This window comes from Streptomyces sp. NPDC005808 (genome assembly GCF_042871385.1).
In the GTDB taxonomy this organism is placed as follows: Bacteria; Actinomycetota; Actinomycetes; order Streptomycetales; family Streptomycetaceae; genus Streptomyces.
On the sequence record NZ_JBIAIK010000006.1, the window covers coordinates 355493 to 380163 of the forward strand.

The window sequence follows — 24671 nt, forward strand, 5'->3', positions numbered from 1 at the left end:
TCAGGCTGTGCGCTCATGGTCTGCTCCTGACGAACGGGCATGGCTCCACCTCCCAGTATGGCGGCCCCCGCCCCGGACGGACATCGCACGCCATTCCCCACGGCCCGCACCGCCCCGCTCACCACGCCGCCACTCCGCGCCCGCACTCGGCCCACAGCAGCTTGCCGCCCTTCGACGCGCCCAGCTCACGCAGCACAGACGCGCCCCACGCGTCGGCGCAGGCCCGTACGAGGTGCAGGCCGCGGCCGTGTTCGGCGGTTTCCGCGGCAGGCGGGGGTACGTCGCCGAAGCCGGGCGGGATTCTCGGGTCGGAGTCCCATACGGCGACCCTCAGCCGGTCCGACTCGGTCGAGAGGACCCGGAGGGCATACGGGCCACTGGTGTGACAGTGCGAGTTCGTCAGCAGTTCCGCCGCCAACAGCTCTGCCGTCGGGGAGAGTTCGGACATTTCATGGGCGGCCAGAATCAGCCTGAGGGTTCCCCGGGCGATGCCCGGAGCCCGCGGATCGTGCGGAAGTTGCAGGGTGTAGGACCAGTGCGGCGATACGGTTGCCACGGAAGTTTCCGATCACTAGAGGGAGTTGGGGTCGTTGGTCTGCGGAGCCCAGTGACGATGCCGCTCCGTCGAGCGGGGTACTCCCGGGCGGGGCGCCTGGGTCATTAAGCTAGTGGCTCGCGACTTAATACATTTCCCATTTGGGCAATCACGTGAGATTTTCCCTCGTGTGGGTGACCCCAACGATCGCCCGTTCAAGGAGAGTTGAGTCATGGCGCCCAGGACCGCCACCACCGCCCGTCGACTGCGCCTCGGCACGGAGTTGCGGCGGCTGCGCGAGCGCGCAGGGCTGACCGTGACCGAGGGGGCTCGCCAACTGGGCGTCAGTCAGGCGCAGCTCAGCAACATCGAGGCCAGCCGGTTCGGCGTGAGCCCCGACAGGCTGCGCGCATTGGCCCGTATCTACCGCTGCTCCGACAACGCCTACGTCGACGGATTGATCGAATTGGCCACGGAGCGGAAAGGTGGCTGGTGGGAGACGTTCCGGGAGGTACTGCCGGCCGGGCTGCTCGACCTGGCCGAGGTCGAGCACCACGCGGTCAGGCTGCGAGCCGCCAACACGGCACACATCCCGGGCCTGCTCCAGATCGCCGACCACGCCCGCGCCATCTACGAACAGGCGGTGCCCGAGTTCAACCGCCGGGAGATCGAACACCGGGTGAGCCACCGGCTCCAACGCCAAGCACTCCTGGATGAGGGCACCCCCATCCCGTACCAGGCGATCATCCACGAGGCCGCGCTGCGCGTTCCCGTCGGCGGCCCGCACGTCGCCAAGCGGCAGTTGGCCCATCTGCTGACGCAAGGCGAACGTGCGCACATCACTGTCCAGGTCATTCCGTTCGCCATCGGCGCCCACCCGGGCTCGGGGCAGACATTCCTGTACCTCCACGGGACGGTCCCCCGGCTCGACACGGTCTCACTGGACCAGTCGCACGGGCCCGCCCAGGTCGACGCCGAGGCCGAACTGGACACGTACCGGAACCTGCTCAACCGCATGGAGTCGGTTGCACTCCCCCCGGAAAAATCCAGGGACTTCATCCACAGCCTTTCCACCGAACTGTGAAGGAGACCGCCATGCCCGCCCACGTCTGGCAGAAATCGTCGCACTGCGCCCAGGGCGAATCCTGCCTCCACGTCGCCGCCACCGCAGAAACGGTCCATCTGACCGAAAGCAGCGACCTCACCCGAGCCATACTCTCGACCCACCCGGACACCTTCGCGACCTTCCTCCGAGCGCTGAAGAAGAACCACAACTGACCCGCGCCCGGGTCCGCCAACGAAAGAGCCCCCACATGCCCCGCCACCACGAACTCAAGTTCCGTATCGTCACCTCGCTCCAGCGACGGATCGGGAACCCGGTCATGAAGCTGCTGCCGTTTCAGACGCTGCTGGAGACCACGGGGCGCAAGTCGGGGCTGGCGCGCCGGACGCCGGTCGGTGGGCGGCGCGTCGGGCGGGAGTTCTGGATCGTGTCCGAGTACGGCGAGAAGTCGCAGTACGTGCGGAACATCAAGGCCGACCCGAGGGTCCGGGTGCGCGTCAAGGGGCGTTGGCACGAGGGGACGGCCCACTTGCTGACCCGGGACGACGCCCGCGAACGGCTCAGGTCCCTGCCCCGGCTGAACAGCGCCGCGGTCCGTGCATTCGGCACGAACCTGCTGACGGTGCGGGTGGATCTGACGGACGGCTGATCGGCGTCGGCGGCTAGCTCCGAAGCAGGCAACGTTCGCCCTGTAACTGCCTGGGGTGTCAGCTCGTGCTGAGTGGTGCGCTCTCCTCTGCGTCGAGCTGGTGGTCTGCCCAGATGTAGCTTTCGGGAAGCAGGTCGGTGACGGGCACTGTTCGGAGGCTGTCGTTTGTCCCGACGATGACCTTGAGGGCGGGGAAGTAATCAAGAAGGACCTGGCGGCAACGGCCGCATGGGGGCACGACGCCTCGGTCGCGGTCACCCACGGCGACGATGGTGTCCAGGTCATAAGCGCCCTGGGCGGCAGCGGTGCCGATCAGGACCAGCTCCGCGCAGGGGCCTCCGGTGAAGTGATAGGCGTTCACCGCGGTGACGATCCGGCTGTCCCGGGTGCGGGCCGCAGCCGCCATGGTGTGGTTGTCGCCCCGGCAGCGGGTGGCTGCGACGTGCGCCGCTGCCCGGATCAGTTCGTGGTCGACACGGTCGTTCTGTGTGGTCATCTTCCCTGCCTTCTTGCGCGGTCAGGCGACGTTGGCCTTGTCGACGACGGCGCGCAGGCGCCGGTCGTCGGCGTGGCGGTTTCGCCAGATGATGTAGCGGCGGATCATGCTGCCCCGTTCCTTGTGGTCGGCGTGGTCGGTGCGTCGAGGGTGAAGTAGCGCAGGGCAGTGAACTGGGCTTCGATCCGGTTGAGCCAGGAGGAGTTTGTCAGGGTGCAGGCGATCTCGACGTTGGCGGTCGAGCGTTGGAATTCTGTTAACCCGATATAACGAACGTTCCATTACGCTGCCGAAAACCACGATCAAAGGAGTTTTCGATGAACTGGTTACGGGCCTCGGCTCTCGCCACTGTCGCGGCGATCGGGTGCGGACTGGTCGTTGCCGGTCCCGCCGCGGCGGACAGCACGGACTGTCGGGACTGGTGGACGATCAACGACACGGACCGGACCGTGTTCACCGACAGCACGCACACGCTGAAGTTCTGGGGGCACCGTAGTTGCGGCGACACGTCGACGCCGCAGTACTGGATGGCGGTGTACCAGCCGGACGAGTCCAGCGACGAGAGCTGGGATCGGATGAAGTCCCTGCACGGAAACGATCCCGGGGCCGTGGCGTACGGGTACGAGATGCACTGGAGTGGCAGTGGCTGGGTCGCCACCGGGTTCGCGGCCTCACACGGCTAGCCTCAAGGCCGCGAAGTTTCCGGGTGGGTGGTGTTTGTCCAGGGGCCGTAGGCTGCGGCTTCGCCGGACGTGAGGAGCGGAGCCCCGGTAGAACTGGCAGTCGACCAAGACAAGCCGTTCACACGGTGGCTCCGCTGTCCAGACAGGTCCGCCATCACCCGCGCCGTCCGGGTGGCCGAAGGCCCCTTCGCCCCGGGCCATCTCGGCGAACTCATCCAGCTTGTGCCCTTCGAGATGGTCGACGAGGCACTGGAAGCCACCAGCAACCGTCCCGGTGCTGACCGGCGGTGCAGGCGGCTCGGAGCGGGGGCGGGGGGCGGGGGAAATGACGGGCCCCGGCACAACGCAGGTACCGGGGCCAGGGCTGGTTTTCTGAGTCAGGACTTCTGTTCAGACAGCTGGCGAGGTGGATCTCCAGGCGGTCATCGACACGGCCGCTCCGCCCGGACACGAAGCCTTCCCCCTGTCCAGAGGCCGATGACGGACGCGGGGGGGCAGCAGCGCGATGCCGCCCATCCCTGCCCATCCCCGCCCGCCCCCGCGCGGAACGCACATCGCCACGCGCCCCACCCGGCATCGACGCGTTGACGCGTTGACGCGTTGACGCGTTGACAAAGCGGAACGATGTTCCGTATCGTAATCGGAACAACGCTCCGCTTCAGCGCATCCCGATCCGGGCCTCTGGAGCCGACGCCTCCCGACCGCCTCCCCGGGCCTACAGCGGGGACGGCTGCCATCGCACAGCCAGCCATTGAACGGACCCAGCAACATGAGCGAATCGACCTACCCCGCCGACATCCTCAGCTCGCCCACTCCCGTCCTCTCCGTCAGTCCGGTGGTGCTGCCGGCTCCCGATCGAGTCGTGGACCTGGAGGTACGGGTCTCCGCACCCGTGGCCGGGAGCGACCTGCCGGTCATCCTCCTCTCGCACGGACAGGGCTACTCGAACCACCTCTCCTCCCTGAACGGCTACGCCCCTCTCGCCAACTTCTGGGCGGCCCACGGCTTCGTCGTGATCCAGCCCACCCATCTGAGTTCCAGGAAGCTGAACCTGGACCCCGAGACCCCGGGGGCGCCGATGTACTGGCGTTCACGGGCCGAGGACATGACGCGCATTCTCGATCACCTCGACGTGATCGAGGCCGCCGTGCCGCAGCTCGCCGGGCGCCTGGACCACAGCAAGGTCGCCGTGGCCGGGCACTCGATGGGCGGGCACACCGCCAGCCTGTTGCTGGGCGCCCGGCTCACCGATCCGGACGACGGAACGGTGGTGAAGCTGGCCGACTCCCGGGTCAAGGCGGGTGTGCTCCTTGCCGCGCCCGGCAGGGGCGGCGACGCCGTCAGCGAGTTCGTGGCCGAGAACTACCCCTTCTTCCTGACCATGGACTTCGCCGAGATGGCGACGCCCACGCTCGTGGTCGCCGGCGACAAGGACACCTCCGCCCACCTGACGGTCGCGGGCCCGGACTGGCACGCCGATCCGTACGTCCTCTCTCCCGGCCCCAAGTCCCTGCTCACCCTGTTCGACGCGGAGCACGGGCTCGGCGGGATCTCCGGATACGACGTCGCCGAGACCACGGACGAGAACCCCGCACGCGTGGCCGCGGTCCAGCAGCTCACCTGGGCCTACCTCCGCAGCGAGCTCCACCCCGGGGACCCCGCCTGGCAGACGGCGCGTGACGCATTGGCATCCGACCCCGACCCGCTCGGACGCATCGAATCGAAGTAGGCCGCTCCCTAGACCAACTGCACCCTGCGGTCCAGAACGGCCGAATGAATACCGACGGACGTCTCCCGCATGTACGCCGTCCGCAGTTCGTGCGCTTTCCGGTATTCCTCGGTCGCGAGGGCCTCGCGCATCTCCTTCTCCGACTCGAAGGCGATCCGCACGATCGCGTCGATCGGCTCCTCCTCCCCGTCCGTCGCGAGGTCGGTCAGGTAGTACTGCACGTACTCCTTGACCTGGGGAAGTGCCACATAGGTCGGTCCGTACTCCAGTTCCATGAACCGGCGGAAGTCCTCCGTGGAAATCTCCGGGCGTTTCCTGATCACCGTCATCAGCCTGAGCATGCCGACACCACCTTCCTGAACACCTGTTCATTGCAAGCTACCATGAACAGGTGTTCAATGAATCGGTGACCAAGACAGAAAACCGCGACCTGCGCTCCGAGCTGGTGGCCGCCGCGATCGGCATGCTGGCGGAGCCCCAAGCGGTGGCCGTTCCGTCGTTGCGCTCGATCGCCCGGGCCTGCGGGGTTGCCCCCTCGGCCGTGTACTGGCACTTCCCCTCCGAGGCGGACCTGCGCTCCGCGGTGCTCGACGCCGAGTACACCTCGCTGGTCGAAGCGGTCGAGTCGGCCCTCAACGCCACGGACGAGGCCGGCAACCAGCTGGTCGTCGCCGGCGACGCCTACATCGCCTGGGGCGCCGCCCACCCGGGCGCGTACCAGCTCCTGTTCGAGAGCAATGACGCCCTGCCGGAGACCAGAGCCGCGCACGGCCCCCGCCTCCAGGCGCGCATCGTCGAACTCGCGCGGCTCATCGACCCGGACGCACCCTTCGCCTCCGCACTCCTGCTGTGGTCGGCGTGGCACGGTGTCGTCTCCCTTCGGCTCCACAAAGCCGAGTGGGACTGGGGAATGACCGCCCAGGAAGCGAATCGCCGACTGGTTCAGGCCTTGGCGACCAGGAGGACCGGGCCCACCGATGCGGACAGGCCCACCGCTCTCCAGGAAGCTGCCTTGCCGGTCGCAGCTATCAACAAGTGGCCGTAACCGGCACTTTCACAACCCGCCCTCACCCTGCTCGTACAGCCGGTCGAGCCGGTCCAGGTGCCCGGGGGTCAGCTGGATGTGCGTGGCGGCGAGGTTCTCCTCCAGGTGGTCGATCCGGGCGGTGCCCGGGATCGGGAGGATGACCGGCGAGTGGGCCAGGAGCCAGGCGAGGGAGAGCTGGGTGGGAGTGGCGCCGAGTTCGGATGCCACGGCGGCAACTTCGGCTCTTGCTCCTGAGTCTCCCGCCGCGACCGGCCGCCACGGCAGGAACGCGATCCCCGCCGCCTCACAGGCCGCGAGCACGGGCTCGTACTCGCGGTCGAGGAGGTTGTAGCGGTTCTGCACGCTGGCGATGGCGACGATCTCCCGCGACCGGTCGAGTTCGGTGACGGTGACCTCGGACAGCCCGATCCGGCCCACCTTGCCCTCGTCCCGGAGTTCCCGCAGCGTGCCGAGCTGGTCGGCGAGCGGCGTCTCCGGGTCGATGCGGTGGAGCTGGAGAAGTTCGATCCGGTCTACGCGGAGGCGGCGGAGGGCCTCGTCGACCTGGGCGCGCAGGACGGCCGGGCGGCCGTCGAGTCCCCACTCCCCCGTCGACGCCGATCGGGCGACACCGACCTTGGTGGTGATGAGCAGCCCGTCCGGGTAGGGGTGCAGGGCCTCGGCGAGCAACTCCTCGTTGGCTCCCCAGCCGTACATATGGGCGGTGTCGATCAGTGTCACGCCCAGCTCGACAGCCCGGCGGGCGACCGTCACCGCTGCCTCGCGCGCGGGTCCCGGATCGGTCGGCAGGCGCATGGCCCCGAAACCCAGCCGCCCCACGGTCAGATCCCCACCGACAAGGAACGTTGCCTGTGTCATCGGCTCCCCTTCACGCTCACCGTCACTCGTTCGAGAGGCGGTTCAACCACTCTGTCAGGAGAGTCGTCTCGGCCGGGGTGAGGGTCGGGGGCGTGGTCTGGCGCAGGAGGGCGTTGAGGCGGGCGGCCGTGGCAGGGACGCGGGCTCCCTCGGCGTCGGGCCCCGATGCCGTGCGGGACCCCGATGCCGTACGGGACCCCGATGCCGTACGGGAGTCCATCACGTCCGGTGTGAAGACCGCCGCGTGCACCGCGTCCCGTACCCGCCGCGACACCGTCCCGTCCGTGAAGGTCGCGGGGCGCGAGACCAGCATCAGGGCGACGCCGACGTTCGCCGACATGATCATCTGGGCGGCGAGTTCCGGGGCTAGGCGCAACTTGCCCTGTTCGGCGGCCCGTTGGAGGTCGGAGGTGAGGATCTGGTGGGACTCCTGCGCCGCGGCCGGGGGTGTGCGCATCGCCGGGGAGTTCATGAGGCGGTAGAGGTTCGGGTTCTGCAGGGCGAACTCGGTGTGGGTGTCCCAGCCGTCGCGCAGGTCCTGGACGGGGTCCGTGCCGGGGGTGCGGTGGCGTTTGGTCGCCAGATACCGGTCCCAGCCGTGGTCGACGACCGCCGACAGCAGGCCCTCCTTGTCCCCGAAGTGGCGGTAGAGGGCAGGGGCGCCGACTCCCGCCGCATCGCAGACCGCCCGGGTCGAGACATCCCCGTCCGGGGACTCGGCGACCAGTGCGGCCGCCACTTCGAGAATGCGCGCCTTCGTACTCACGGTAGCGACGCTAACGGATGCCACTCAGACCGCCTGGTGGGGGGCGAGCAGGTCGTCCAGGCCGATCCGCTTCAGGAATTCGGCGCGTATACGGTCCGCGACCGCGCTGACCTCTTCGGAGCCGTCGTTCGCCGGGTCGATGTGGACCCGGAACGGGCGCCGGCCGTGCGGGGTGTCGACGACCTCGACGATCGCGTCGGCCACCTGGGACACGTCCGCGCCGGCGGGCGCGAGGGCGGCCAGGCGCTGGGAGACCTGGTCCATCAGGCCCGCGTAGCGCTCCTCGTAGGCGGGGATCACCGTCTGTTCGGCGGGGTGGCCGCCGGTGGCGAAGTGGTTGGTGCCGGAGGTGAAGGAGCCCGGTACGACGATGGTCGTGTCGATGTCGAAGCGGGCGAGCTCGGCGGCGTACGACACCGCGAGCGCGTCCATCGCAGCCTTCGCGGCGAAGTAGGGGGCGAGATACGGCGGGGTGCCGCCCCTCGTCGACGTGGAGCCGACCCACAGCACCAGGCCGTGTCCCTGCGCCCGCAGGTGCGGCAGCGCGGCCCGGTTGACCCGCTGGGTGCCGAGCACGTTCGTGTCGTACACCGCCGCCAGTTCTTCCGGGGTGAAGGCCTCTGTCGGGCCGGTCACCATGTGGCCCGCGTTGTGCACGAGGACGTCCAGGCGGCCGGCCTCCGCCAGGATCGTGGCGACGGCCGCGTCCGCCGACTCCTGGGAGAGGACGTCCAGTTCGACCGTACGCAGGTCCACCTCGTGTTCGGCGGCGTACGCCGCGGCCTCCGTGACCCGGTCCGCGTTGCGGCCGGCGACGTCACGCATCGCGGCGTAGACGGTGTGCCCGGCGCGGGCGAGCGCGCGGGCGGAGAGAGCACCGAAGCCGGAACCGGCACCGGTGATCACGATCACCTTGCTCATGGCTGAACTCCTTGAATCTGAAAGGGGGTTGGGACCTCGGATGACTACGCGATGCCGCCGTTGGCGCGGAGCACCTGGCCGTTGATCCAGCGGCCCGCGGGACCGGCGAGGAAGGAGACGACCCCGGCGATGTCCTCGGGGGTGCCGAGGCGCTCCAGCGGCGGCTGGGCGGCCATCCGCGCGATGGTCTCCTCGTCCTTGCCGTCCAGGAACAGGGCGGTGGCGGTCGGGCCGGGTGCCACCGCGTTCACGGTGATGTCCCGGCCGCGCATCTCGCGGGCGAGGATCAGGGTGACCGCCTCGACGGCGCCCTTCGTGGCGGCGTACGCCGTGTAGCCGGGGATCGCGAGCGCCAGCACGGAGCTGGAGAAGTTGATGATCGCGCCGCCCGCCCGCAGCCGCCGCGCGGCCTGCTGGTCGACGACGAACGTGCCACGGATGTTGGTGCGGTGCATCCGGTCGAGGGCGTCGAGGTCGAGGTCCACGAGCGGGGCCAGCGCCATGACACCGGCCGCGTGGACGACGACGTCGATCCCGCCGTACGCGTTCTCCGCCGCGTCGAAGAGCGCCGCGACCTCGGTCTCGTCGGCCACATCGGCACGCACGGCGATCGCCTGCCCGCCGGCCCCGGTGATCGCGGCGACGGCCTTGTCGGCCTCGGCCTCATTGCCCGCGTAGTTGACGACGACGGCGAACCCGTCGGCGGCCAGGCGCTCGGCGGTCTCCCGCCCGATCCCACGCGAACCGCCGGTGACGACGGCCACGCGGGCGTCCGTACCGGTGCTGGACTGCTCACTCATGACGTTGCTCCTAGTCGTGACTGGGGTAGCGGTCTCCGCCCCCCGACAGGAACAACGCTAACACTAAAGAGGTAGCAACGCTACCCACGGCCGTAGCGGCACTACGTCATGCTTTCGACATTGAGCTATGTATGATGCTGGCATGACGGTGAACATGACGATGAGCCTGCCGGACGACGTGGCCGCGTATGTGAAGGCCAAGGGCAACGCCTCGGCGTACACCGCCCGGATACTGCGCCGCCAGATGCTCGCCGAAGAGCTAGAGAGGTCCGCACAGGTGCGGGCCGAGGCCGGGATCGTCACCACCGCGGCGGAGCCCGCCGAGAGCGAGGACACCACCCTGGAGCGCTGGGCACGGGTGGCTGGCCGGTGAAGCGCGGACACGTCTACCAACTGTCTTTCGCCGGAGGTCCCGCGCACGTCCTGGTGATCTCGTCCGATGCCTTGAACGCGCAGAACAAGACCGCCACCTGCGTATTGATCTACCCGCAGCAGGTGCGCGAGGCGACACTCGTCGACATTCCGGTCAGCACCCCCTCGTCGGGGACCGTCATCCTCGGCGAGTTCCGCACATTGTCGGCCCCTCGATACACCAAAGACCTGGGGCCCGTGGACGAACGGGTCATGGAAGCCGTCGAGATCGGGCTCCGGGCCGTCTTCGATCTGTAGCCATGCAGGACGCGGCCCGGCTCACCCCTGCCAGACAATCGCCTGCACCTCGCTGTACGCGTGCAGCGCGTACGACCCCACGTCCCGGCCCACCCCGCTCTTCTTGAAGCCGCCGAACGGGGCCTCCATGTTGCGGCCGACGGTGTTGACGCCGACGCCGCCCGCGCGGAGGCGGCGCGCCACGCGGAAGGCGCGGGCTATGTCGCCGGACCAGACGTAGTCGATGAGGCCGTAGTCGCTGTCGTTGGCGAGGGCGATGGCCTCCTCCTCGTCCTCGAAGGGGACGACCACGACGACGGGGCCGAAGATCTCCTCGCGGACCACCCGCATGTCCGGGGTGCAGTCGGCGAGGAGGGTGGGGGCGACATAGAAGCCGCGGTCGAGTGGGGGCCGTACGCCGCCCGCGAGCACCCGCGCGCCTTCCTTGCGGCCGAGTTCGACGTAGGACTCGACCCGGTCGCGATGGGCCGCGGAGATGACCGGGCCGACCACCGTGCCAGGGTCACGCGGATCGCCGACCTTCAAGTGGGCGGCGTACGCGGCCAGTTGCTCGACCAGCCGGTCGTGCACGGCGCGCTGCACCAGCACCCGCGTCGGCGCCGTGCAGATCTGCCCGCTGTAGAAGGAGAACGTCGTCCCGATGCCCGACACCGCCGACTTCAGGTCCGCGTCGTCGAAGACGACCGCCGCGCCCTTGCCGCCCAGCTCCATCAACTGCCGCTTCATACCGCGCCCGCACACCTCGGCGATGCGCTGCCCGACGGCGGTCGAGCCGGTGAAGCTGACCATGTCGATGTCCGGGGAGTCGACCGCCGCCTCGCCGACCTCGACTCCCGTGCCGCTGACCACGTTCACGACGCCCGGCGGGACGCCCGCCGCCTCCAGGGCCTCCGCCATCCGGTACACGGAGAGGGGGTCCTGCGGGGCGGGCTTCACAACCACCGTGTTGCCCATGGCGAGGGCAGGGGCGACCTTGCCGGCCGGGTTGGCCCAAGGGTTGTTGTACGAGGTGATGCAGGTGACGACGCCGACCGGCTGGCGTACCGCCAAGGCGCCTATGACGGCCGCCCCGCCGAACGGCCCCGCCTCGTTGATCTGCGGCGGCAGCGGCTGCTCGACGGGTTCGGCCTTCGCGTACCGGCGGAAGCGGGCCATACCCACGCCCACCTGCATCGCACGGGCCGTCCCGGTGGTGGCGCCGCTCTCGGCCTGGGCGAGTTCGGCGTACGGGAGCAGGTTGCGGCGGATGATCCCGGCCGCCTTGCCGAGGACGGCGGCGCGCTCCTCGGCAGGGGTGCGCGACCACGGTCCGAAGGCCTCGCGGGCCGCGGCGGCGGCCGCGTACACCTGCTCCCGCGAGGCCTCCGGCGCCCGCCCGACGACACCCTCGGTCGCCGGGTCGGTCACCTCGTAGAACCCGTTGTCGGGCGCCACCCACGAACCGCCGATGAACAACCGCTGCCCGTCGGCCACTCCCCCGGTCACGGCAGCGCTCACCTGGTGCTCACCGTCTGCGTGTCCCGCCCGGACCTGAGCACCTTTCCCGGTACCGCACCCGTCACCTCGTCACTGCGGATCGCCTCAACTCCGTTGACCCAGACCGCTGTTATCCCGATTGCTTTCGAGTCGAGGCGCGGACTGTCACCCGGCAGGTCGTGCACCAGGGTGGCCTTGCCGGCGTCGATCCTTTCCGGGTCGAAGAGGACGAGATCCGCATGCCAGCCCACCTCCAGGCGCCCCCGCTGCCGCAGCCCGAAGAGCCGCGCCGGGTCGTCCGTCAGCATCTTCACGGCACCCTCCAGCGTGACGAGCTTCCGCCCGCGCAGACAGTCACCGATGAAACGGGTGGTGTACGGGGCTCCGCACATGCGGTCCAGATGGGCGCCCGCGTCGGAGCCGCCGAGCATGACGTCCTCGTGCCGCCAGGTCTCCTGGCGCAGCGCCCACGAGTCGGGGTCGTTGTCGGTGGGCATCGGCCACAGCACCGTGCGCAGTTCGTCGGCCGCGCAGATCTCCACAAGGCACTCGAAGGGCTCCTGTCCGCGCTCGGCGGCGATGTCGTTGACGACCCGCCCCGTCAGTCCCTCGTTCGCGGCGCTGTAGGTGTCGCCGATGACGTACCGCCCGAAGTTGGCGAGCCGCCGGAAGACGCCCGCTTCCTTGCCGGCGGCCCGGCGCAGCATCTCGGCCCGTACGTCGCCGTCGCGCAGGCGGGCGATCCGCTCGGGGACGGGAAGGGCCAGTACCTCGCCCCAGCCGGGGATGAGGTTCAGGGCGCAGAAGGTGCCGAGCGACATGTTCATGGGGGTGAGGATCGGCATGGTGAGCGCGACGACGCGGCCACCGGACTTGCGGGCGCGTTCGCTCGCCTCCAGTTGCCGGGGGACGCGCTCGGGGACGGCGGCGTCGATCGTCAGCACGTTCCAGTTCAGGGGACGGCCCGCCGCCGCGCTCATCTCCACGAACAGATCGATCTCGTCGTCGCTGAACTGGTCCAGGCAGCCCGCGACGATCGCCTCGATCTGGGTGCCCTCGTGCTCGCCGACCGCGCGGGAGAGGGCCAGCAGTTCGGCGGGTTTCGCGTGCCGCGAGGCGACCGGCTGCCCGTCGCCGTCGGAGTGCGTGGAGGACTGGGTGGTGGACAGCCCCCAGGCCCCGGCAGCCATCGCCTGGTGGAAGAGGTCGAGCATCTCCCCCAGCTGTTCCTCGGTCGGCTGCCCGCCCACCGCATCCGCGCCCATCACATACCGCCGCAGCGCGCAATGCCCCACCATGAAGCCCGCGTTGACGGCGATCCGCCCCTCCAGGGCGTCCAGGTACTCCCCGAAGCCGTGCCAGTTCCAGGGCGCGCCCTGCTCCAGGGCGACCAGCGACATGCCCTCGACCCTGGACAGCATGCGGCGCGTGTAGTCGGCGTCCTCGGGCCGGTCGGGGTTCAACGGGGCAAGGGTGAAGCCGCAGTTGCCGCCCGCGACCGTCGTCACCCCGTGGTTCAGGGACGGGGCGGCGTACGGGTCCCAGAAGAGCTGGGCGTCGTAGTGCGTGTGCGGGTCGACGAACCCGGGGGCGAGGACGAGCCCCTGGGCGTCCTCGCTCGTCCTCGCGTCCTCCGTCACCGCCCCGATGACCGCGATACGGCCGTCCCGTATCCCCACATCGGCGGTGTACGCAGGGGCACCGCTCCCGTCCACGACGGTCGCGCCCTTGATCAGATGGTCGAGCATCGCGCGGGAACCCCCTGTACGGCGTTTATACGGCGTTGCGGAACCGGGTCGTCCGGTGCACCGGATCCGTGTCGATCTTCGGAATCACGTGCTCGCCGATCAGCCTGATCGACTGGAGGGTGTCCTCCCGGGAGATCCCGATCGGCATCCCGAAGCTGAGCTGGTCCGCGCCCGCCTGCTCCCACCGTTTGCACTGGGTGAGCACCTCGGCCGGGTCGCCGCAGATCAACAACTCCTCGGAGATGAGGAGTTCGATGATCTCCTCGTTGAACTCGGGGAGCGTCTCCGGCCAGACGGGGAAGCCCTCGGGACGCGGGAAGGTGTCGTGGTAGCGGAAGACGAGCGACTGGAGGTAGTGCAGTCCGCCACCGGCGGCGATCCGTACGGCCTCCGCGTGCGTCGGCGCGCAGATGGCCGTCGAGGTCACCATCACGTTGTCGTTGACGAAGTCCCCGACCGGCCGCGCCTCGACGATCGCCGTCTTGTACTGCTCCAGGACCCACTCCATGTCGGAGACCTTCTGCACACTGAAGCCGAGGACCCCGAGCCCCTTGCGGGCGGCCATGGCGTACGAGGGCGGCGACCCGGCGGCGTACCACATGGCGGGGTGCGACTTCCCGTACGGCTTGGGGAAGATCTTGCGGGGCGGAAGTTGCCAGTGCTTGCCCTGGAAACCGACGTACTCCTCCTGGAGCCACATCTTCGGGAACTCGGCGATGGTCTCTTCCCAGATCTCCTTGGTGTAGTTCATGTCGGTGACGCCGGGAATGAAGCCGAGGATCTCGTGCGAGCCGGCGCCCCGGCCGCTGCCGAACTCGAAGCGGCCTTCGCTGAGATGGTCGAGCATGGCGACCTTCTCGGCGACTTTCACGGGGTGGTTGACCTGGGCGAGCGGGTTGAAGATCCCGGAGCCGAGATGGATGCGCTCCGTGGCGTGCGCGAGGTAGCCGAGGAAGACGTCATTGGCCGAGAGGTGCGAGTACTCCTCCAGGAAGTGGTGCTCGGACGCCCAGGCGTACTTGAAGCCGGACCTGTCCGCCTGGATGACGTACTCGGTCTCCTCCATCAGCGCCTTGTGCTCCGCGAGCGGATCGGTCTCGGCCCGCTTGCCCACGTATCCCTGTACAAAGAGCCCGAATTCCAAGGAGGTTCACCGTCCCCACGTCCGTGTCCAGCTATCTGACGTACCGTCAGGTTCATCTGCCGACTGTTCCACCGCGCCCGTAAGGCGTCAATAGCTGACGTCGCGTCAGCTGGAGGCTGTGCGAGGTCAGATGACGCTCACCCCCGCCAGCCACCCCCCGTCGATCACGAACGGCTGTCCGGTGATGTACGAGGAGTCCTCGCCGGTGAGGAAGAGGACGAGCCGGGCCACCTCCTCCGGCCTGCCGATCCGGCCGAGCGGCACGAGCTTGCGGTACAGCGCGTCGACCGCCGCCGAGGGCGCCGTATGGCCGGCGGGGTCGCCGTCCGGGTCGAGCAGCGCCGGGTTGCTCATGGCGGTGTCGACGGCCCCCGGGCAGACGGCGTTGACCCGGATCCCCTTGGCGGCGAGCTCCAGGGCGGCGACCCGGGTCAGCCCCACGATGGCGTGTTTGGTCGCGGAGTAGGCGCCCACCCAGGCCATCCCCGTGAGCCCGGCGTACGAGGCGGTGTTCACGATGGTGCCCCCGCCCGCCGCCGCGATCTCGGGAGCGACGGTCTTGATCCCGAGGAAGACGCCGACCTGGTTGACCTGCACGATCTGCTGGAACTCGTCAAGCGGGGTGTTGACCAGCTCGTTGAAGCGCAGGATGCCGGCGTTGTTGACGAGACCGTCGATCCGCCCGTACGCCTCCCTGGCGACAGCGACCGCGGCCTGCCAGTCGGCCTCCTGGCTCACGTCGAGGTGTACGTACCGCGCGCCGATCTCCTTGGCCAGGGTCTCCCCCTGGTCGTCGAGCACATCCGCGAGAAGGACCCGCGCGCCCTCCGCGACGAACAGCCGCGCCTCCTGCTCGCCCTGCCCGCGCGCCGCACCGGTGATCAGCACGACGCGTCCGTCCAGCTTGCCCATGGCTCTCCGTAAGTGTCAGCCGGCCCGGGAGGGCCGGGTGTGGCCTGCGGCTCTCCTTCAGCTCAGGTGCGGAGCGAAGTCGGTTTAGCTCAGGTGCGGAGCGACCTCGGTTAGCTCAGGTGCGGAGCGAAGTCGGCCGGCTCAGGTGCGGCGCGACCTCGGTCAGCTCAGGTGCGGAGCGAAGTCGGCTAGCTCAGGTGCGGAGCGACCTCGGCGCCGAACGCCGCGATCTGGTCGGTGAGTTCGGCGCGGCTCCGGCTGCGGAACCGCACCTGCACCTGGTCCACACCCATCGCGGAGTACGCCCGCAGCGACTCGGCGAGCACCTCGGGCGCCCCGTGCAGGGTGCGCCGCCCGACATCCCAGCCGGGCTCACCGACGTACAGCGGCTCGGTGATGGCGCCGATGGTGACGGGGTCCTCGATGCCCGCGTCCTGCCTGATCCCCCGGAGCCTGGCGATCTGCTCCGGCAGCCGGTCGCGCGGATCACCCTGCGGCAGCCACCCGTCACCGCGCAGCGCGGCCCGGCGTACGGCGGCGGGCGAAGACCCGCCGACCCAGACCGGCACGTGTTGCTGCGCGGGCCTGGGCAGCTGGCCGAGCCCTTCGAAGTCGTACAACTTGCCGTGGTGCACGGGGAATTCGTCCGGCCCGAGCGCGGCCCTGAGCGCGTCGATCGACTCGTCGAGGACCGCCCCCCGCCGCGCGAAGTCCACCCCGAGGACCTCGAACTCCTCCTGTACGTGCCCGGCTCCGACGCCGAGAATCAGCCGCCCGCCGCTCAGGTGGTCGAGGGTCGCGTACTGCTTGGCGGTGACCAGCGGATGTCGCAGCCCGACGATCGCGACGTGACTGAGCAGCCGTACGCGCTCGGTCACGCCCGCGAGGAGGGCGAGGGTGGCGACGGGGTCGTACCAGACGGTGCTCATCGCGCGCGCGAGACGGCGCGGGATGGCGACGTGGTCGCAGCTCGCGAGATACGCGAAGCCGGAGCGGTCGGCGGCGCGGGCGATCTCGACGAGGTCGGCGGGGCCGGCGTCCGCCTCCCACGGCTCGGCGTAGATGGTGCTCTGCGACTGGATCGGGAGCTGCATCCCGTACAGCGGCGGCCTGCCCGTGCTCAACGTGCACCACCAGAACGCGCACCGCCCGGACCGGCCCACAGCCCGTCCTGCGTGAGCGCGAGCAGCTCGATGGCGTTGCCCCTTACGATCCGGTCGACCACGTCCGCGTCGAGGTGCCCCATCTGGGCCTCGCCGACCTCCCGGGACTTCGGCCAGGTCGAGTCGGAGTGCGGGTAGTCGGTCTCGTACAGCACATTGCCCACCCCGATGTCATCGAGGTTTCTGAGGCCGAAGGCGTCGTCGAAGAAGCAGCCGTAGACGTGCTCGGCGAAGAGTTCGGAGGGCGGCCGGTGGACCTTGTCCGCGACGCCGCCCCACCCGCGGTTCTCCTCCCAGACCACGTCCGCGCGCTCAAGTATGTAGGGAATCCACCCTATTTGACCCTCGGCGTACATGACCTTCAGACCCGGGAAGCGCTCGAACTTCCCGCTCATCAGCCAGTCCACCATCGAGAAGCAGCAGTTGGCGAAGGTGATGGTGGAGCCGACGGCGGGCGGGGCGTCGGCGGAGGTGGACGGCATCCTGCTGCTGGACCCGATGTGCATGGCGATGACCGTGCCGGTCTCGTCGCAGGCGGCGAGGAAGGGGTCCCAGTCGTCGGTGTGGATGGAGGGCAGTCCGAGGTGCGGCGGGATCTCGGAGAAGGCCACGGCGCGTACGCCACGGGCGGCGTTGCGGCGCACTTCCTCCGCCGCGAGCCGGGGGTCCCAGAGGGGGATGAGGGTGAGTGGTATCAGCCGCCCGCGGGCGTCCGGCCCGCACCACTCCTCCACCATCCAGTCGTTGTAGGCCCGCACGCACAGCAGGCCCAGCTCATGGTCCTTGGCCTCGGTGAAGGTCTGGCCGCAGAAGCGGGGGAAGGTCGGGAAACAGAGGGCGGACTGGACATGGTTGACGTCCATGTCGGCGAGCCGCTGCGGCACGTCGTACGAACCGGGCCGCATCTGCTCGTACGTGATGACTTCGAGCTTGATCTCGTCCCTGTCGTATCCGACCGCGGTGTCGAGGCGGGTGAGGGGCCGGTGGAGGTCCTCGTACACCCACCAGTCGCCTGTCGGCCCGTCGTCGCCCGGGTTGCCCATGACGGGCGCGAACTTGCCGCCGAGGAAGCTCATTTCCCTCAGCGGCGCGCGAAGGATGCGCGGGCCTCGGTCCTGGTACTTCGACGGGAGCCGGTCCCGCCAGACGTTGGGGGGCTCCACCGTGTGGTCGTCCACCGAGATGATCTTCGGGAAGGTCTCCATGCTCTGTACGGTAGCGCCGATCTGACGGGCCGTCAGCTCTCTGGTCGGTGCCCGCTCGATTGCGTGGACCGCGTGTGGACCCTGTGATCGTCCGGGGAGTTCGGCACGGCGGCCTGTGATCGCCGTCTCCCACTGCTGACGCATCCGCCATGAACAAGGCAAACTGGCGTCCCAGTACCAACGGTTCGGCAGGGGGCAGCGATGGACGGTGTGCCGCGAGTACCGAAGCAGCGGGGTCGCGAGGAACCGGCGGCATTGCGCTTCTGCGTGCTCGGCCCGGTGCGCGCCTGGCGCGGAGAGGAACTCCTGCCCGCGGGCTCCCCGCAGCAACGCGCCCTGCTGGCGGTCCTGCTGCTCCGCGAAGGACGTACGGCCACGGCCGCCGAACTGATCGACGCCCTGTGGGGTGACGATCCCCCGGCCCAGGCACTGGCCACCGTCCGTACGTACGCCTCACGGCTCAGGAAGACGCTGGGCCCCGAAATCCTGGTCAGCGAGTCCGGCGGTTACGCGATCCGGCTGTCCGGCGGCGGCGGAACGCTGGACCTCGCCCTCGCCCAGGAACTCGCGAACGACGCCGAGAAGGCACGCACCGCCGGCGATCTCTGCCACGCCCGCGATGTACTGAGGCGGGCACTGAGCCTGTGGGAGGGCGAGCCGCTGGCCAACATGCCGGGCCCCTCCGCGGATACGCAGCGTGCGCGGCTGGAGGAGTTCCGCCTCCAACTCCTCGAATCCTGCCTGGACATGGACCTGGAGCAGGGCTGCCACGCGGAGGCCGTGTCCGAGCTGACCGCGCTCACGGCGGCGCATCCGCTCCGGGAGCGCCTACGTGAACTCCTGATGCTCGCGCTGTACCGGAGCGGGCGACAGGCGGAGGCGTTGGCCGTGTACGCGGACACCCGGCGCCTGCTTGCCGACGAACTGGGCGTGGACCCGCGAGCGGGCCTGAAGGAACTCCAACAGCGGATTCTCCAGGCGGACCCGGCCCTGGCCGAACCGTCCGCCCCGGCCGCGGAGCCCGCGACAGCGCCGGTCCGCCCGGCCCAACTCCCGGCCACGGTCACGGACTTCACCGGCCGCGTCTCCTTCGTCCAGGAACTGAGCGACGTCCTGGCCTCCGCCTCCTCCGACGAGGGCGAGGGCCGCGTCATGGCCGTCTCCGCGCTGGCGGGCATCGGCGGCGTCGGGAAGACCACGCTGGCCGTGCACGTGGCCCACCAGTCACGGGGTGCTTTCCCGGACGGGCAGCTGTACGTGGACCTCCAGGGGGCGGGGGCGCGGTCGGCCGAGCCGGAGACGGTACTCGGCGCGTTCCTGCGCGCCCTGGGCACGGCCGACTCCGCCATCCCGGACTCCCTGGAGGAGCGCTCAGCCCTCTACCGTTCCGTACTCGACGGCCGCCGCGTGCTGGTCCTGCTGGACAACGCCCGGGATGCCGCACAGGTACGTCCGCTGCTTCCGGGGACGGAAGGCTGCGCGGCCCTGGTCACCTCACGCGTGCGCATGGTGGACCTGGCCGGGGCCCATCTGGTCGACCTGGACGTGATGTCGCCCGAGGAGGCTCTCCAGCTCTTCACGAAGATCGTGGGGCGGGAGCGGGTGGAGTCGGAGCGCGAGGCGGCGCTCGACGTGGTCGCGGCCTGCGGGTTCCTTCCGCTGGCGATCCGCATCGCGGCGTCGCGGCTGGCCGCCCGGCGTACGTGGACGGTGTCCGTACTGGCGGCGAAGCTCGGGGACGAGCGGCGCCGCCTGGACGAGTTGCAGGCGGGCGACCTCGCGGTCAAGGCGACCTTCGAACTGGGCTACGGCCAGCTGGAGCCGGCACAGGCCCGTGCGTTCCGGCTGCTGGGGCTGGCGGACGGTCCCGACATGTCCCTGGCAGCGGCAGCCGCGGTCCTCGACCTGACGGTGGACGACACCGAGGACCTGCTGGAGTCCCTCGTCGACACCTCGCTCCTGGAGTCGGCGGCGCCGGGGCGGTATCGGTACCACGATCTGGTGCGGCTTTACGCCCGGGCGTGCGCGGAGCGGGATGAGCAGCCGGGTGGGGAGCGGGATGCGGCTATGTCCCGGTTGCTGGACTTTTATTTGGCTACGGCGGCGGGTGTCTTCGCGATCGAGCGGCCAGGAGACCGCTTGGTGGATCACCTTGAGCCGACACAGTACGCAGGCCTGCAGTTCAGCGACCGCCAGGAGGCTCTCGACTGGCTGTACTCCGAGGCCAACTGCCTACTGGCGTGTGCGAGGCAGGCAGTTGGAGGCAGTCGGCTGCGCCGAGGAGTGGACCTGCTGTGGGCCGCGAAGGACTTGGGGGAGTCGGGGGCCAACTCGAAGCAGTACGAGACCGCGGCTCTCGCCGCCAGGGACGCCGCCCACGCCTTCGGCGACCACCGTGCGGAGGGGCGCGCCCGGACAACGTTGACCAACGTCCATCTCGTGGCCGGGCGTTATGGCGAGGCCGACGAAGAGGCGCGCCAGGCAGTGCTGCTCGCGAGCTCGGTCGATGACGCCTCCGCGCTCCACTGGACGAGCAACGACCGAGGGATCATCGCGTTCATCCAAGGCCGAAACGCAGACGCCGAGGAGCACCTCCTCTCGGTGATCGAAGGTTCACGAGCGGACGGAAACCATCCCCTCCAAGCAAGCGCCTTGTGCAACCTCTCTCGGGTTCATCTCGCCATGGGCCGTACTGCGCGTGCCATTTCACTCGCCCAGCAAGGCATTGACATCTATGACCGCCTGGGTCTGACCTTGCGGCTGGCCAACGCCCGGTACGCCCTGGGGCTGGCCCTCACACAGGCCGGGCGCCCGTCGGAGGCATTGAGTGAGCTGAACGAGGCCCTACAGATGTTCCAGACGAACCGCCAGCGCCTCTGGGAGGGAACCACCCACCTCCGCATCGCGCAGGCCCACCTCGCGGGGCGTCAATCGGCGATGGCCGCACAGCATGCGGAGCAGGCTCTCGCGATCGGCTGCATCGGTGGAGACCGCATGCGAGCCAACGTCCTTACGACCCTGGGGCGATCACTTGACGCCCTGGGCCAGGTGGACCGCGCACGCGCCTGCTGGCTCGAGGCGCTCGCGCTGTACGAAGCGTCCGGTGCGGCGGAGGCAGCGGACGTACGAACGTTGCTCGCTCCCGCCTCCGCTGCCTGAGACGTCCGACTCAAGGGCGTTCATCGATTGTTTATGCCCCGCTGACATGCTCAGCGCACTGATCCGTTGCGTCGGGGGGCAGGCGGGTCACTGGGACTCACCACCTTGTGTGAGAGTCCATTCGGCCCCTGTCCGGCGACCCTCGGGGGAGTTGCCGGACAGGGGCTCCCAACAGACTTCAGTCGAAAAGCGGGGAGTTCGCAGCCATGAGTGACAAGCAGAAGAACGCTGACGCCACCACCCAGGACAACCACGCGCCCGTGCCGCCGGTCGACGGCACGAACGCCGCCGAGGACAACCACGCACCCACCCCACCTGCCGACGACACCATCGTCGCGATGGACAACCACGCGCCCGCCCCGCCGGTCGACAACACCGTAGCCACCATGGACAACCACGCCCCCGCCCCGCCCGTCCTGGACCTGGATCGCTAAGAACCTCCATCCCGACGGGGATCGGCCGCGGTGGCGCGGAGGGGGAGCCACCGCGGCCGATGCATACCCGGCGCCCAACCCGCTTCGCGCGGCGATTGGCAGATACGTCCCGCCCACCATCACGAAAATGCCTGGTCGCGAGCCCCACCGCTGGGACATATCTGCCAATCCCTCATCATCCTGGCCGACCTCCGATATCCACAGGGGGAGTGGAAGGGGGGGAGGTGCGGGAGTGTGGGGGTGTGGAGCGGATGGGGTTGGGTGCGATTGCTGATGAAGGGGTTTTGCTTGTTTCGCGTGCTCTTGAGGGTGGGTGGGCCAGGCAGAGTCTCTTCCGGAAGCTCGGGGTGGAGGGGTGGACCCGGATTCGGGCCGGGGCCTGGGCCGAGCCGGGGCGACGCGTGGACCTTTCCGTGCGGCTGCGTGCCGTGCAGCTGCTCACACCTCAGCTCGTGATCAGCCACCGCTCGGCGGCCGCACTCTGGCAGATCGAGGTGCTGAACCTGCCCCAAGGAACGGCGGGAACGGCGGGAACGGCGCAGAGGACGACGGCACAAGGGGCGGCAGCACGGGGAGCGACGGCACCAGGGGTGGCGGCGCAAGGGCCGACAGTGCCAGGGGTGGCGGCGCAAGGGCCGACGGCACCAGGGGTGGCGGCGCAAGGGCCGACGGTGCCAGGGATGGCAGCCCAAGGAGCGGCGACGCAGAGGAGCGCTCCAGAAACCGCCCTGGAGTTCTGTGACCCCAGTCTGTCCGTCCGGCGGGAGGGCAACGGCGTGCGCGTGTACCGGCTGCCTCTCGCGCGGGGCGATGTGGTCGAGCGAGGGGGCCTGCGGATCACGAGTGTCGGGCGCACGCTCGCGGATCTGCTGCGAGCCGGGTCGAGGGACGACGCACTCGTTGCCACCGAGTCGGCGCTCACTTGGCGCAGGGTCGACGGAATCCGCCGCGCACCGCTCGCGACTCGCGACGTGATCGCAGCCGCGCTGGAAGCTCCTCTGCTCGGGGCGGCCAGGGCCCGGCGCCGGCTGAAGCTCGCCGACCGGTACGCCGGCTCACCCGCGGAGACAATCGCACGGCTGCGCATGCACGACGCAGGCCTCCATCCGGAGCCCCAGGCCGAACTCCTCACCCCCGGCGGCCGCCGTTGCCGCCTGGACTTCCTCTTCCGGGCGGAGGGACTGGCCGTCGAGATCGAGGGTTACGCCTACCACGGCACCCGCTCGTCCCACCACCGGGACATCGCCCGCTACAACGAAGTCCTCCAGTGCCCGGAGGTACGCCTCCTCCTCCGCTACACCGCAGCGGACGCCTTCGGACGCCCCGCCCAGATCATCGAGGAGATCCACCAGGCCCTCACCAAGCTCGGTCCGCTCACCGAGCCGCGCCCATTTACCCGCCCATTTACCCGCCCAGGAAGCGCGGAAGCGTAGCCTCCCCATGCCTGTGGCACGGGCTCCGTCGCCGACAGCCCCGCCATCCCGACCCCACGCCTGGCAGCCGCCCGTCGCCGACAGCCCCCACCATCCCGACCCCATCCCCGCCGCCTCACCGCCCCCGCAACTCCCCCTTCACCACCTTCCCCCCGGCGTTCCGAGGCAGCTCCCCCACGAACTCCACCACCCGCGGCACCTTGTAGTTCGCCATCTCGCGTCGAGCCCAGCCGATCAGGTCGTCCCCCGTCACCACGGCCCCCGGACGCCGTACGACATACGCCTTGCCGACTTCCCCAAGGCGCCCGTCCGGGATCCCGATCACCGCCACGTCGGCGACGTCCGGGTGGAGGCCGAGGAGCTGTTCGATCTCGGCGGGGTAGGCGTTGAAGCCTCCCACGATGAACATGTCCTTGAGGCGGTCGGTGATGCGGAGGTTGCCGGTCCTGTCCAGCACCCCCACATCGCCCGTGCGCAGCCAGCCGTCCGCGTCCAGCACGGCGGACGTGGCCGTCGGATCCTCGAAGTAGCCCTGCATGACGTTGAAGCCGCGGACGAGGACCTCGCCGGGGGTGCCCGGCGCGAGGGGCTCCCCTGTGGGCCCCACCACCCGTACCTCCGTGTCCGGGATAGCCCGCCCGGACGTCGAGGCGATCACGGTCGGGGCGTCTCCACGGCGGCACATCGTGACGATGCCGCTCGCCTCCGAAAGCCCGTACGCCGTCAGGACCGTGTCGATCTTCAGCTCTGTCCGCAGCCGTTCCACGAGCCGCAGGGGGACCACCGCCGCGCCCGTCACGACGAGGCGCAGCGCGGAGAGGTCGTGTGCGTCCCTGGAGGGGTGGTCCAGCAGGGACTGATGGAGGGTGGGCGGGCCCGGGAGGACCGATATCCGTTCCGAGGCGACGTTCGCGAGGACCGTGTCGACGTCGAACACCGGTTGCGGGATCATCGTCGCGCCGCGCATCAGGCAGGCCACGATGCCGGCCTTGTAGCCGAAGGTGTGGAAGAAGGGGTTCACGATCAGGTAGCGGTCGCCTTCGCGCAGGCCGGCGAGTTCGCTCCAGATCGCGTAGCCGCGCAGGGTCTGCGCGTGGGTGATCACCGCGCCTTTGGGGCGGCCCGTCGTGCCGGAGGTGAAGACGATGTCGGAAGGGGAGGTTCCGGAGAGGACGGCTTCCCGTTCGCGTACTTCCGCCGCGCCCACGCCCTCCCCGGAGGCCAGGAAGTCCTTCCAGGTACGGAAGTCGGCGGGGGCGTCGTCCGAGAGCACGACCACCTGTTGAAGGTGCGGGAGGCCGGGGAGCGGGCCCGCGCCGTCGCCCTCCCCCGCGGCGCGCCGCAGCGACGCCACGTACGACGTGCCCAGGAACGTGCCGGTCACGAAGAGCAGGCGGGCTCGGCTGCGGGCCAGTACGTACGCCGCCTCCGTCCCCTTGAAGCGCGTGTTCAGCGGGACCAGGACGGCTCCCGCCGACACCGCGCCGAGCGCGGAGACGATCCAGTCGAAGGTGTTCGGGGCCCAGATGGCGACCCGGTCGCCGGGCCGGACCCCACTCGCGAGACAGGCCGCCGTCGCGCGTTCGACGCGGGCACCCAACTCCTCGTACGAGATGCGCGTACGGCCGTCCACCACCGCCTCCCGGTCCGCGAAGCGTGCCGCCGCCGACCGGACCAGTCCCGGGATGCTGCCCCACTCCAGGTCTCCGCGCATCTCACGCCTCCCTGCACCACCCGAAACGCCCTAACTGACTGACCGTCAGATTAGCTGTAGCCTGAC

At 69.6% G+C, this 24671-nt stretch carries 25 protein-coding genes and 1 pseudogene; 11 read left to right on the forward strand and 15 right to left on the reverse strand.

What is annotated here, in order from left to right:
• Window positions 1-118 precede the first annotated feature (118 nt).
• Window positions 119-556 carry an ATP-binding protein gene (locus ACFYPC_RS16485; protein WP_388675937.1) on the reverse strand — a complete coding sequence of 146 codons (438 nt, stop codon included), beginning with the start codon at window positions 554-556 and terminating at the stop codon, window positions 119-121.
• Window positions 557-767: 211 nt separating this feature from the next.
• Here ACFYPC_RS16485 and ACFYPC_RS16490 point away from each other — a divergent pair, with 211 nt between their 5' ends.
• From ACFYPC_RS16490 to ACFYPC_RS16500, 3 genes are read left to right on the forward strand one after another with little or no spacing between them, the layout of a single operon-like run.
• The gene (locus ACFYPC_RS16490) at window positions 768-1619 is read left to right on the forward strand and encodes a helix-turn-helix domain-containing protein (protein ID WP_388675940.1); all 852 of its coding nucleotides are present in this window, start codon (window positions 768-770) and stop codon (window positions 1617-1619) included.
• 11 nt (window positions 1620-1630) lie between these two features.
• Window positions 1631-1813, forward strand: a complete 183-nt coding sequence (locus ACFYPC_RS16495; RefSeq protein ID WP_388675943.1) for a DUF397 domain-containing protein — start codon at window positions 1631-1633, stop codon at window positions 1811-1813.
• A 35-nt stretch (window positions 1814-1848) separates the two neighbouring features.
• Window positions 1849-2247 (forward strand): nitroreductase family deazaflavin-dependent oxidoreductase, encoded by a 399-nt coding sequence (locus ACFYPC_RS16500; protein ID WP_388675946.1) that lies wholly within the window; start codon window positions 1849-1851, stop codon window positions 2245-2247.
• A 58-nt stretch (window positions 2248-2305) separates the two neighbouring features.
• On the opposite strand, the gene ACFYPC_RS16505 is transcribed toward ACFYPC_RS16500, so the two are convergent.
• Entirely contained in the window at window positions 2306-2743 is a 438-nt protein-coding gene (locus ACFYPC_RS16505) for a cytidine deaminase (protein ID WP_388675949.1), read from the reverse strand.
• A gap of 21 nt (window positions 2744-2764) precedes the next feature.
• Window positions 2765-2976: pseudogene (locus tag ACFYPC_RS16510) on the reverse strand (IS630 family transposase); the annotation flags it as partial.
• 84 nt (window positions 2977-3060) lie between these two features.
• Here ACFYPC_RS16510 and ACFYPC_RS16515 point away from each other — a divergent pair.
• Entirely contained in the window at window positions 3061-3426 is a 366-nt protein-coding gene (locus tag ACFYPC_RS16515) for a hypothetical protein (RefSeq protein WP_388675952.1), read from the forward strand.
• Between the two features lie 769 nt (window positions 3427-4195).
• Window positions 4196-5155: an alpha/beta hydrolase family protein gene (locus ACFYPC_RS16520; protein ID WP_388675955.1), complete on the forward strand. Its 960-nt coding sequence runs from the start codon at window positions 4196-4198 to the stop codon at window positions 5153-5155.
• Between the two features lie 8 nt (window positions 5156-5163).
• Here the strand turns inward: ACFYPC_RS16520 and ACFYPC_RS16525 are convergent, their stop codons facing one another.
• A complete protein-coding gene (locus ACFYPC_RS16525; protein ID WP_388675958.1) occupies window positions 5164-5496 on the reverse strand; it encodes an EthD domain-containing protein in 333 nt (110 codons plus the stop codon).
• A 65-nt stretch (window positions 5497-5561) separates the two neighbouring features.
• Here ACFYPC_RS16525 and ACFYPC_RS16530 point away from each other — a divergent pair, with 65 nt between their 5' ends.
• The gene (locus ACFYPC_RS16530; protein WP_388675961.1) at window positions 5562-6200 is read left to right on the forward strand and encodes a TetR/AcrR family transcriptional regulator; all 639 of its coding nucleotides are present in this window, start codon (window positions 5562-5564) and stop codon (window positions 6198-6200) included.
• Between the two features lie 9 nt (window positions 6201-6209).
• On the opposite strand, the gene ACFYPC_RS16535 is transcribed toward ACFYPC_RS16530, so the two are convergent.
• From ACFYPC_RS16535 to ACFYPC_RS16550, 4 genes are read right to left on the reverse strand one after another with little or no spacing between them, the layout of a single operon-like run.
• Entirely contained in the window at window positions 6210-7061 is an 852-nt protein-coding gene (locus tag ACFYPC_RS16535; RefSeq protein ID WP_388675963.1) for an aldo/keto reductase, read from the reverse strand.
• 22 nt (window positions 7062-7083) lie between these two features.
• Window positions 7084-7827 (reverse strand): TetR/AcrR family transcriptional regulator, encoded by a 744-nt coding sequence (locus ACFYPC_RS16540; RefSeq protein ID WP_388675966.1) that lies wholly within the window; start codon window positions 7825-7827, stop codon window positions 7084-7086.
• A 24-nt stretch (window positions 7828-7851) separates the two neighbouring features.
• Window positions 7852-8748 (reverse strand): SDR family NAD(P)-dependent oxidoreductase, encoded by an 897-nt coding sequence (locus tag ACFYPC_RS16545; protein ID WP_388675969.1) that lies wholly within the window; start codon window positions 8746-8748, stop codon window positions 7852-7854.
• A 44-nt stretch (window positions 8749-8792) separates the two neighbouring features.
• Window positions 8793-9548, reverse strand: a complete 756-nt coding sequence (locus ACFYPC_RS16550) for an SDR family oxidoreductase (RefSeq protein ID WP_388675972.1) — start codon at window positions 9546-9548, stop codon at window positions 8793-8795.
• Window positions 9549-9690: 142 nt separating this feature from the next.
• Between ACFYPC_RS16550 and ACFYPC_RS16555 the strand changes: the two genes are divergently transcribed.
• A complete protein-coding gene (locus ACFYPC_RS16555) occupies window positions 9691-9921 on the forward strand; it encodes a hypothetical protein (protein WP_388675975.1) in 231 nt (76 codons plus the stop codon).
• Window positions 9918-10217: a type II toxin-antitoxin system PemK/MazF family toxin gene (locus tag ACFYPC_RS16560; RefSeq protein WP_388675978.1), complete on the forward strand. Its 300-nt coding sequence runs from the start codon at window positions 9918-9920 to the stop codon at window positions 10215-10217. The genes ACFYPC_RS16555 and ACFYPC_RS16560 overlap by 4 nt, the downstream gene beginning before the upstream one ends.
• Window positions 10218-10238: 21 nt before the next feature.
• Here ACFYPC_RS16560 and ACFYPC_RS16565 read toward each other — a convergent pair whose 3' ends face one another.
• The 6 genes from ACFYPC_RS16565 to ACFYPC_RS16590 all read right to left on the reverse strand — a co-directional run bounded on the left by ACFYPC_RS16565 (window position 10239) and on the right by ACFYPC_RS16590 (window position 17865).
• A complete protein-coding gene (locus ACFYPC_RS16565) occupies window positions 10239-11714 on the reverse strand; it encodes an aldehyde dehydrogenase family protein (protein WP_388675981.1) in 1476 nt (491 codons plus the stop codon).
• A complete protein-coding gene (locus ACFYPC_RS16570) occupies window positions 11711-13441 on the reverse strand; it encodes an amidohydrolase family protein (RefSeq protein ID WP_388675984.1) in 1731 nt (576 codons plus the stop codon). Before ACFYPC_RS16570 ends, ACFYPC_RS16565 begins: the two co-directional genes overlap by 4 nt.
• Window positions 13442-13466: 25 nt before the next feature.
• Entirely contained in the window at window positions 13467-14585 is a 1119-nt protein-coding gene (locus ACFYPC_RS16575; protein ID WP_388675987.1) for an LLM class flavin-dependent oxidoreductase, read from the reverse strand.
• Between the two features lie 126 nt (window positions 14586-14711).
• The gene (locus ACFYPC_RS16580) at window positions 14712-15497 is read right to left on the reverse strand and encodes an SDR family NAD(P)-dependent oxidoreductase (protein WP_388675989.1); all 786 of its coding nucleotides are present in this window, start codon (window positions 15495-15497) and stop codon (window positions 14712-14714) included.
• A 188-nt stretch (window positions 15498-15685) separates the two neighbouring features.
• A complete protein-coding gene (locus tag ACFYPC_RS16585) occupies window positions 15686-16591 on the reverse strand; it encodes an LLM class F420-dependent oxidoreductase (RefSeq protein ID WP_388676247.1) in 906 nt (301 codons plus the stop codon).
• Between the two features lie 26 nt (window positions 16592-16617).
• On the reverse strand, window positions 16618-17865 hold the full coding sequence (locus ACFYPC_RS16590) for an amidohydrolase family protein (RefSeq protein WP_388675992.1): 1248 nt from the start codon (window positions 17863-17865) through the stop codon (window positions 16618-16620).
• A gap of 201 nt (window positions 17866-18066) precedes the next feature.
• Here ACFYPC_RS16590 and ACFYPC_RS16595 point away from each other — a divergent pair, with 201 nt between their 5' ends.
• The 3 genes from ACFYPC_RS16595 to ACFYPC_RS16605 all read left to right on the forward strand — a co-directional run bounded on the left by ACFYPC_RS16595 (window position 18067) and on the right by ACFYPC_RS16605 (window position 22891).
• Complete coding sequence (locus ACFYPC_RS16595) at window positions 18067-21024, forward strand: BTAD domain-containing putative transcriptional regulator (RefSeq protein WP_388675995.1); 2958 nt, start codon at window positions 18067-18069, stop codon at window positions 21022-21024.
• A gap of 206 nt (window positions 21025-21230) precedes the next feature.
• Complete coding sequence (locus ACFYPC_RS16600; RefSeq protein ID WP_388675998.1) at window positions 21231-21458, forward strand: hypothetical protein; 228 nt, start codon at window positions 21231-21233, stop codon at window positions 21456-21458.
• A gap of 680 nt (window positions 21459-22138) precedes the next feature.
• Entirely contained in the window at window positions 22139-22891 is a 753-nt protein-coding gene (locus ACFYPC_RS16605; RefSeq protein ID WP_388676001.1) for a hypothetical protein, read from the forward strand.
• Window positions 22892-23006: 115 nt separating this feature from the next.
• Here ACFYPC_RS16605 and ACFYPC_RS16610 read toward each other — a convergent pair whose 3' ends face one another.
• A complete protein-coding gene (locus ACFYPC_RS16610; RefSeq protein WP_388676003.1) occupies window positions 23007-24605 on the reverse strand; it encodes a FadD3 family acyl-CoA ligase in 1599 nt (532 codons plus the stop codon).
• Window positions 24606-24671: the final 66 nt, after the last annotated feature.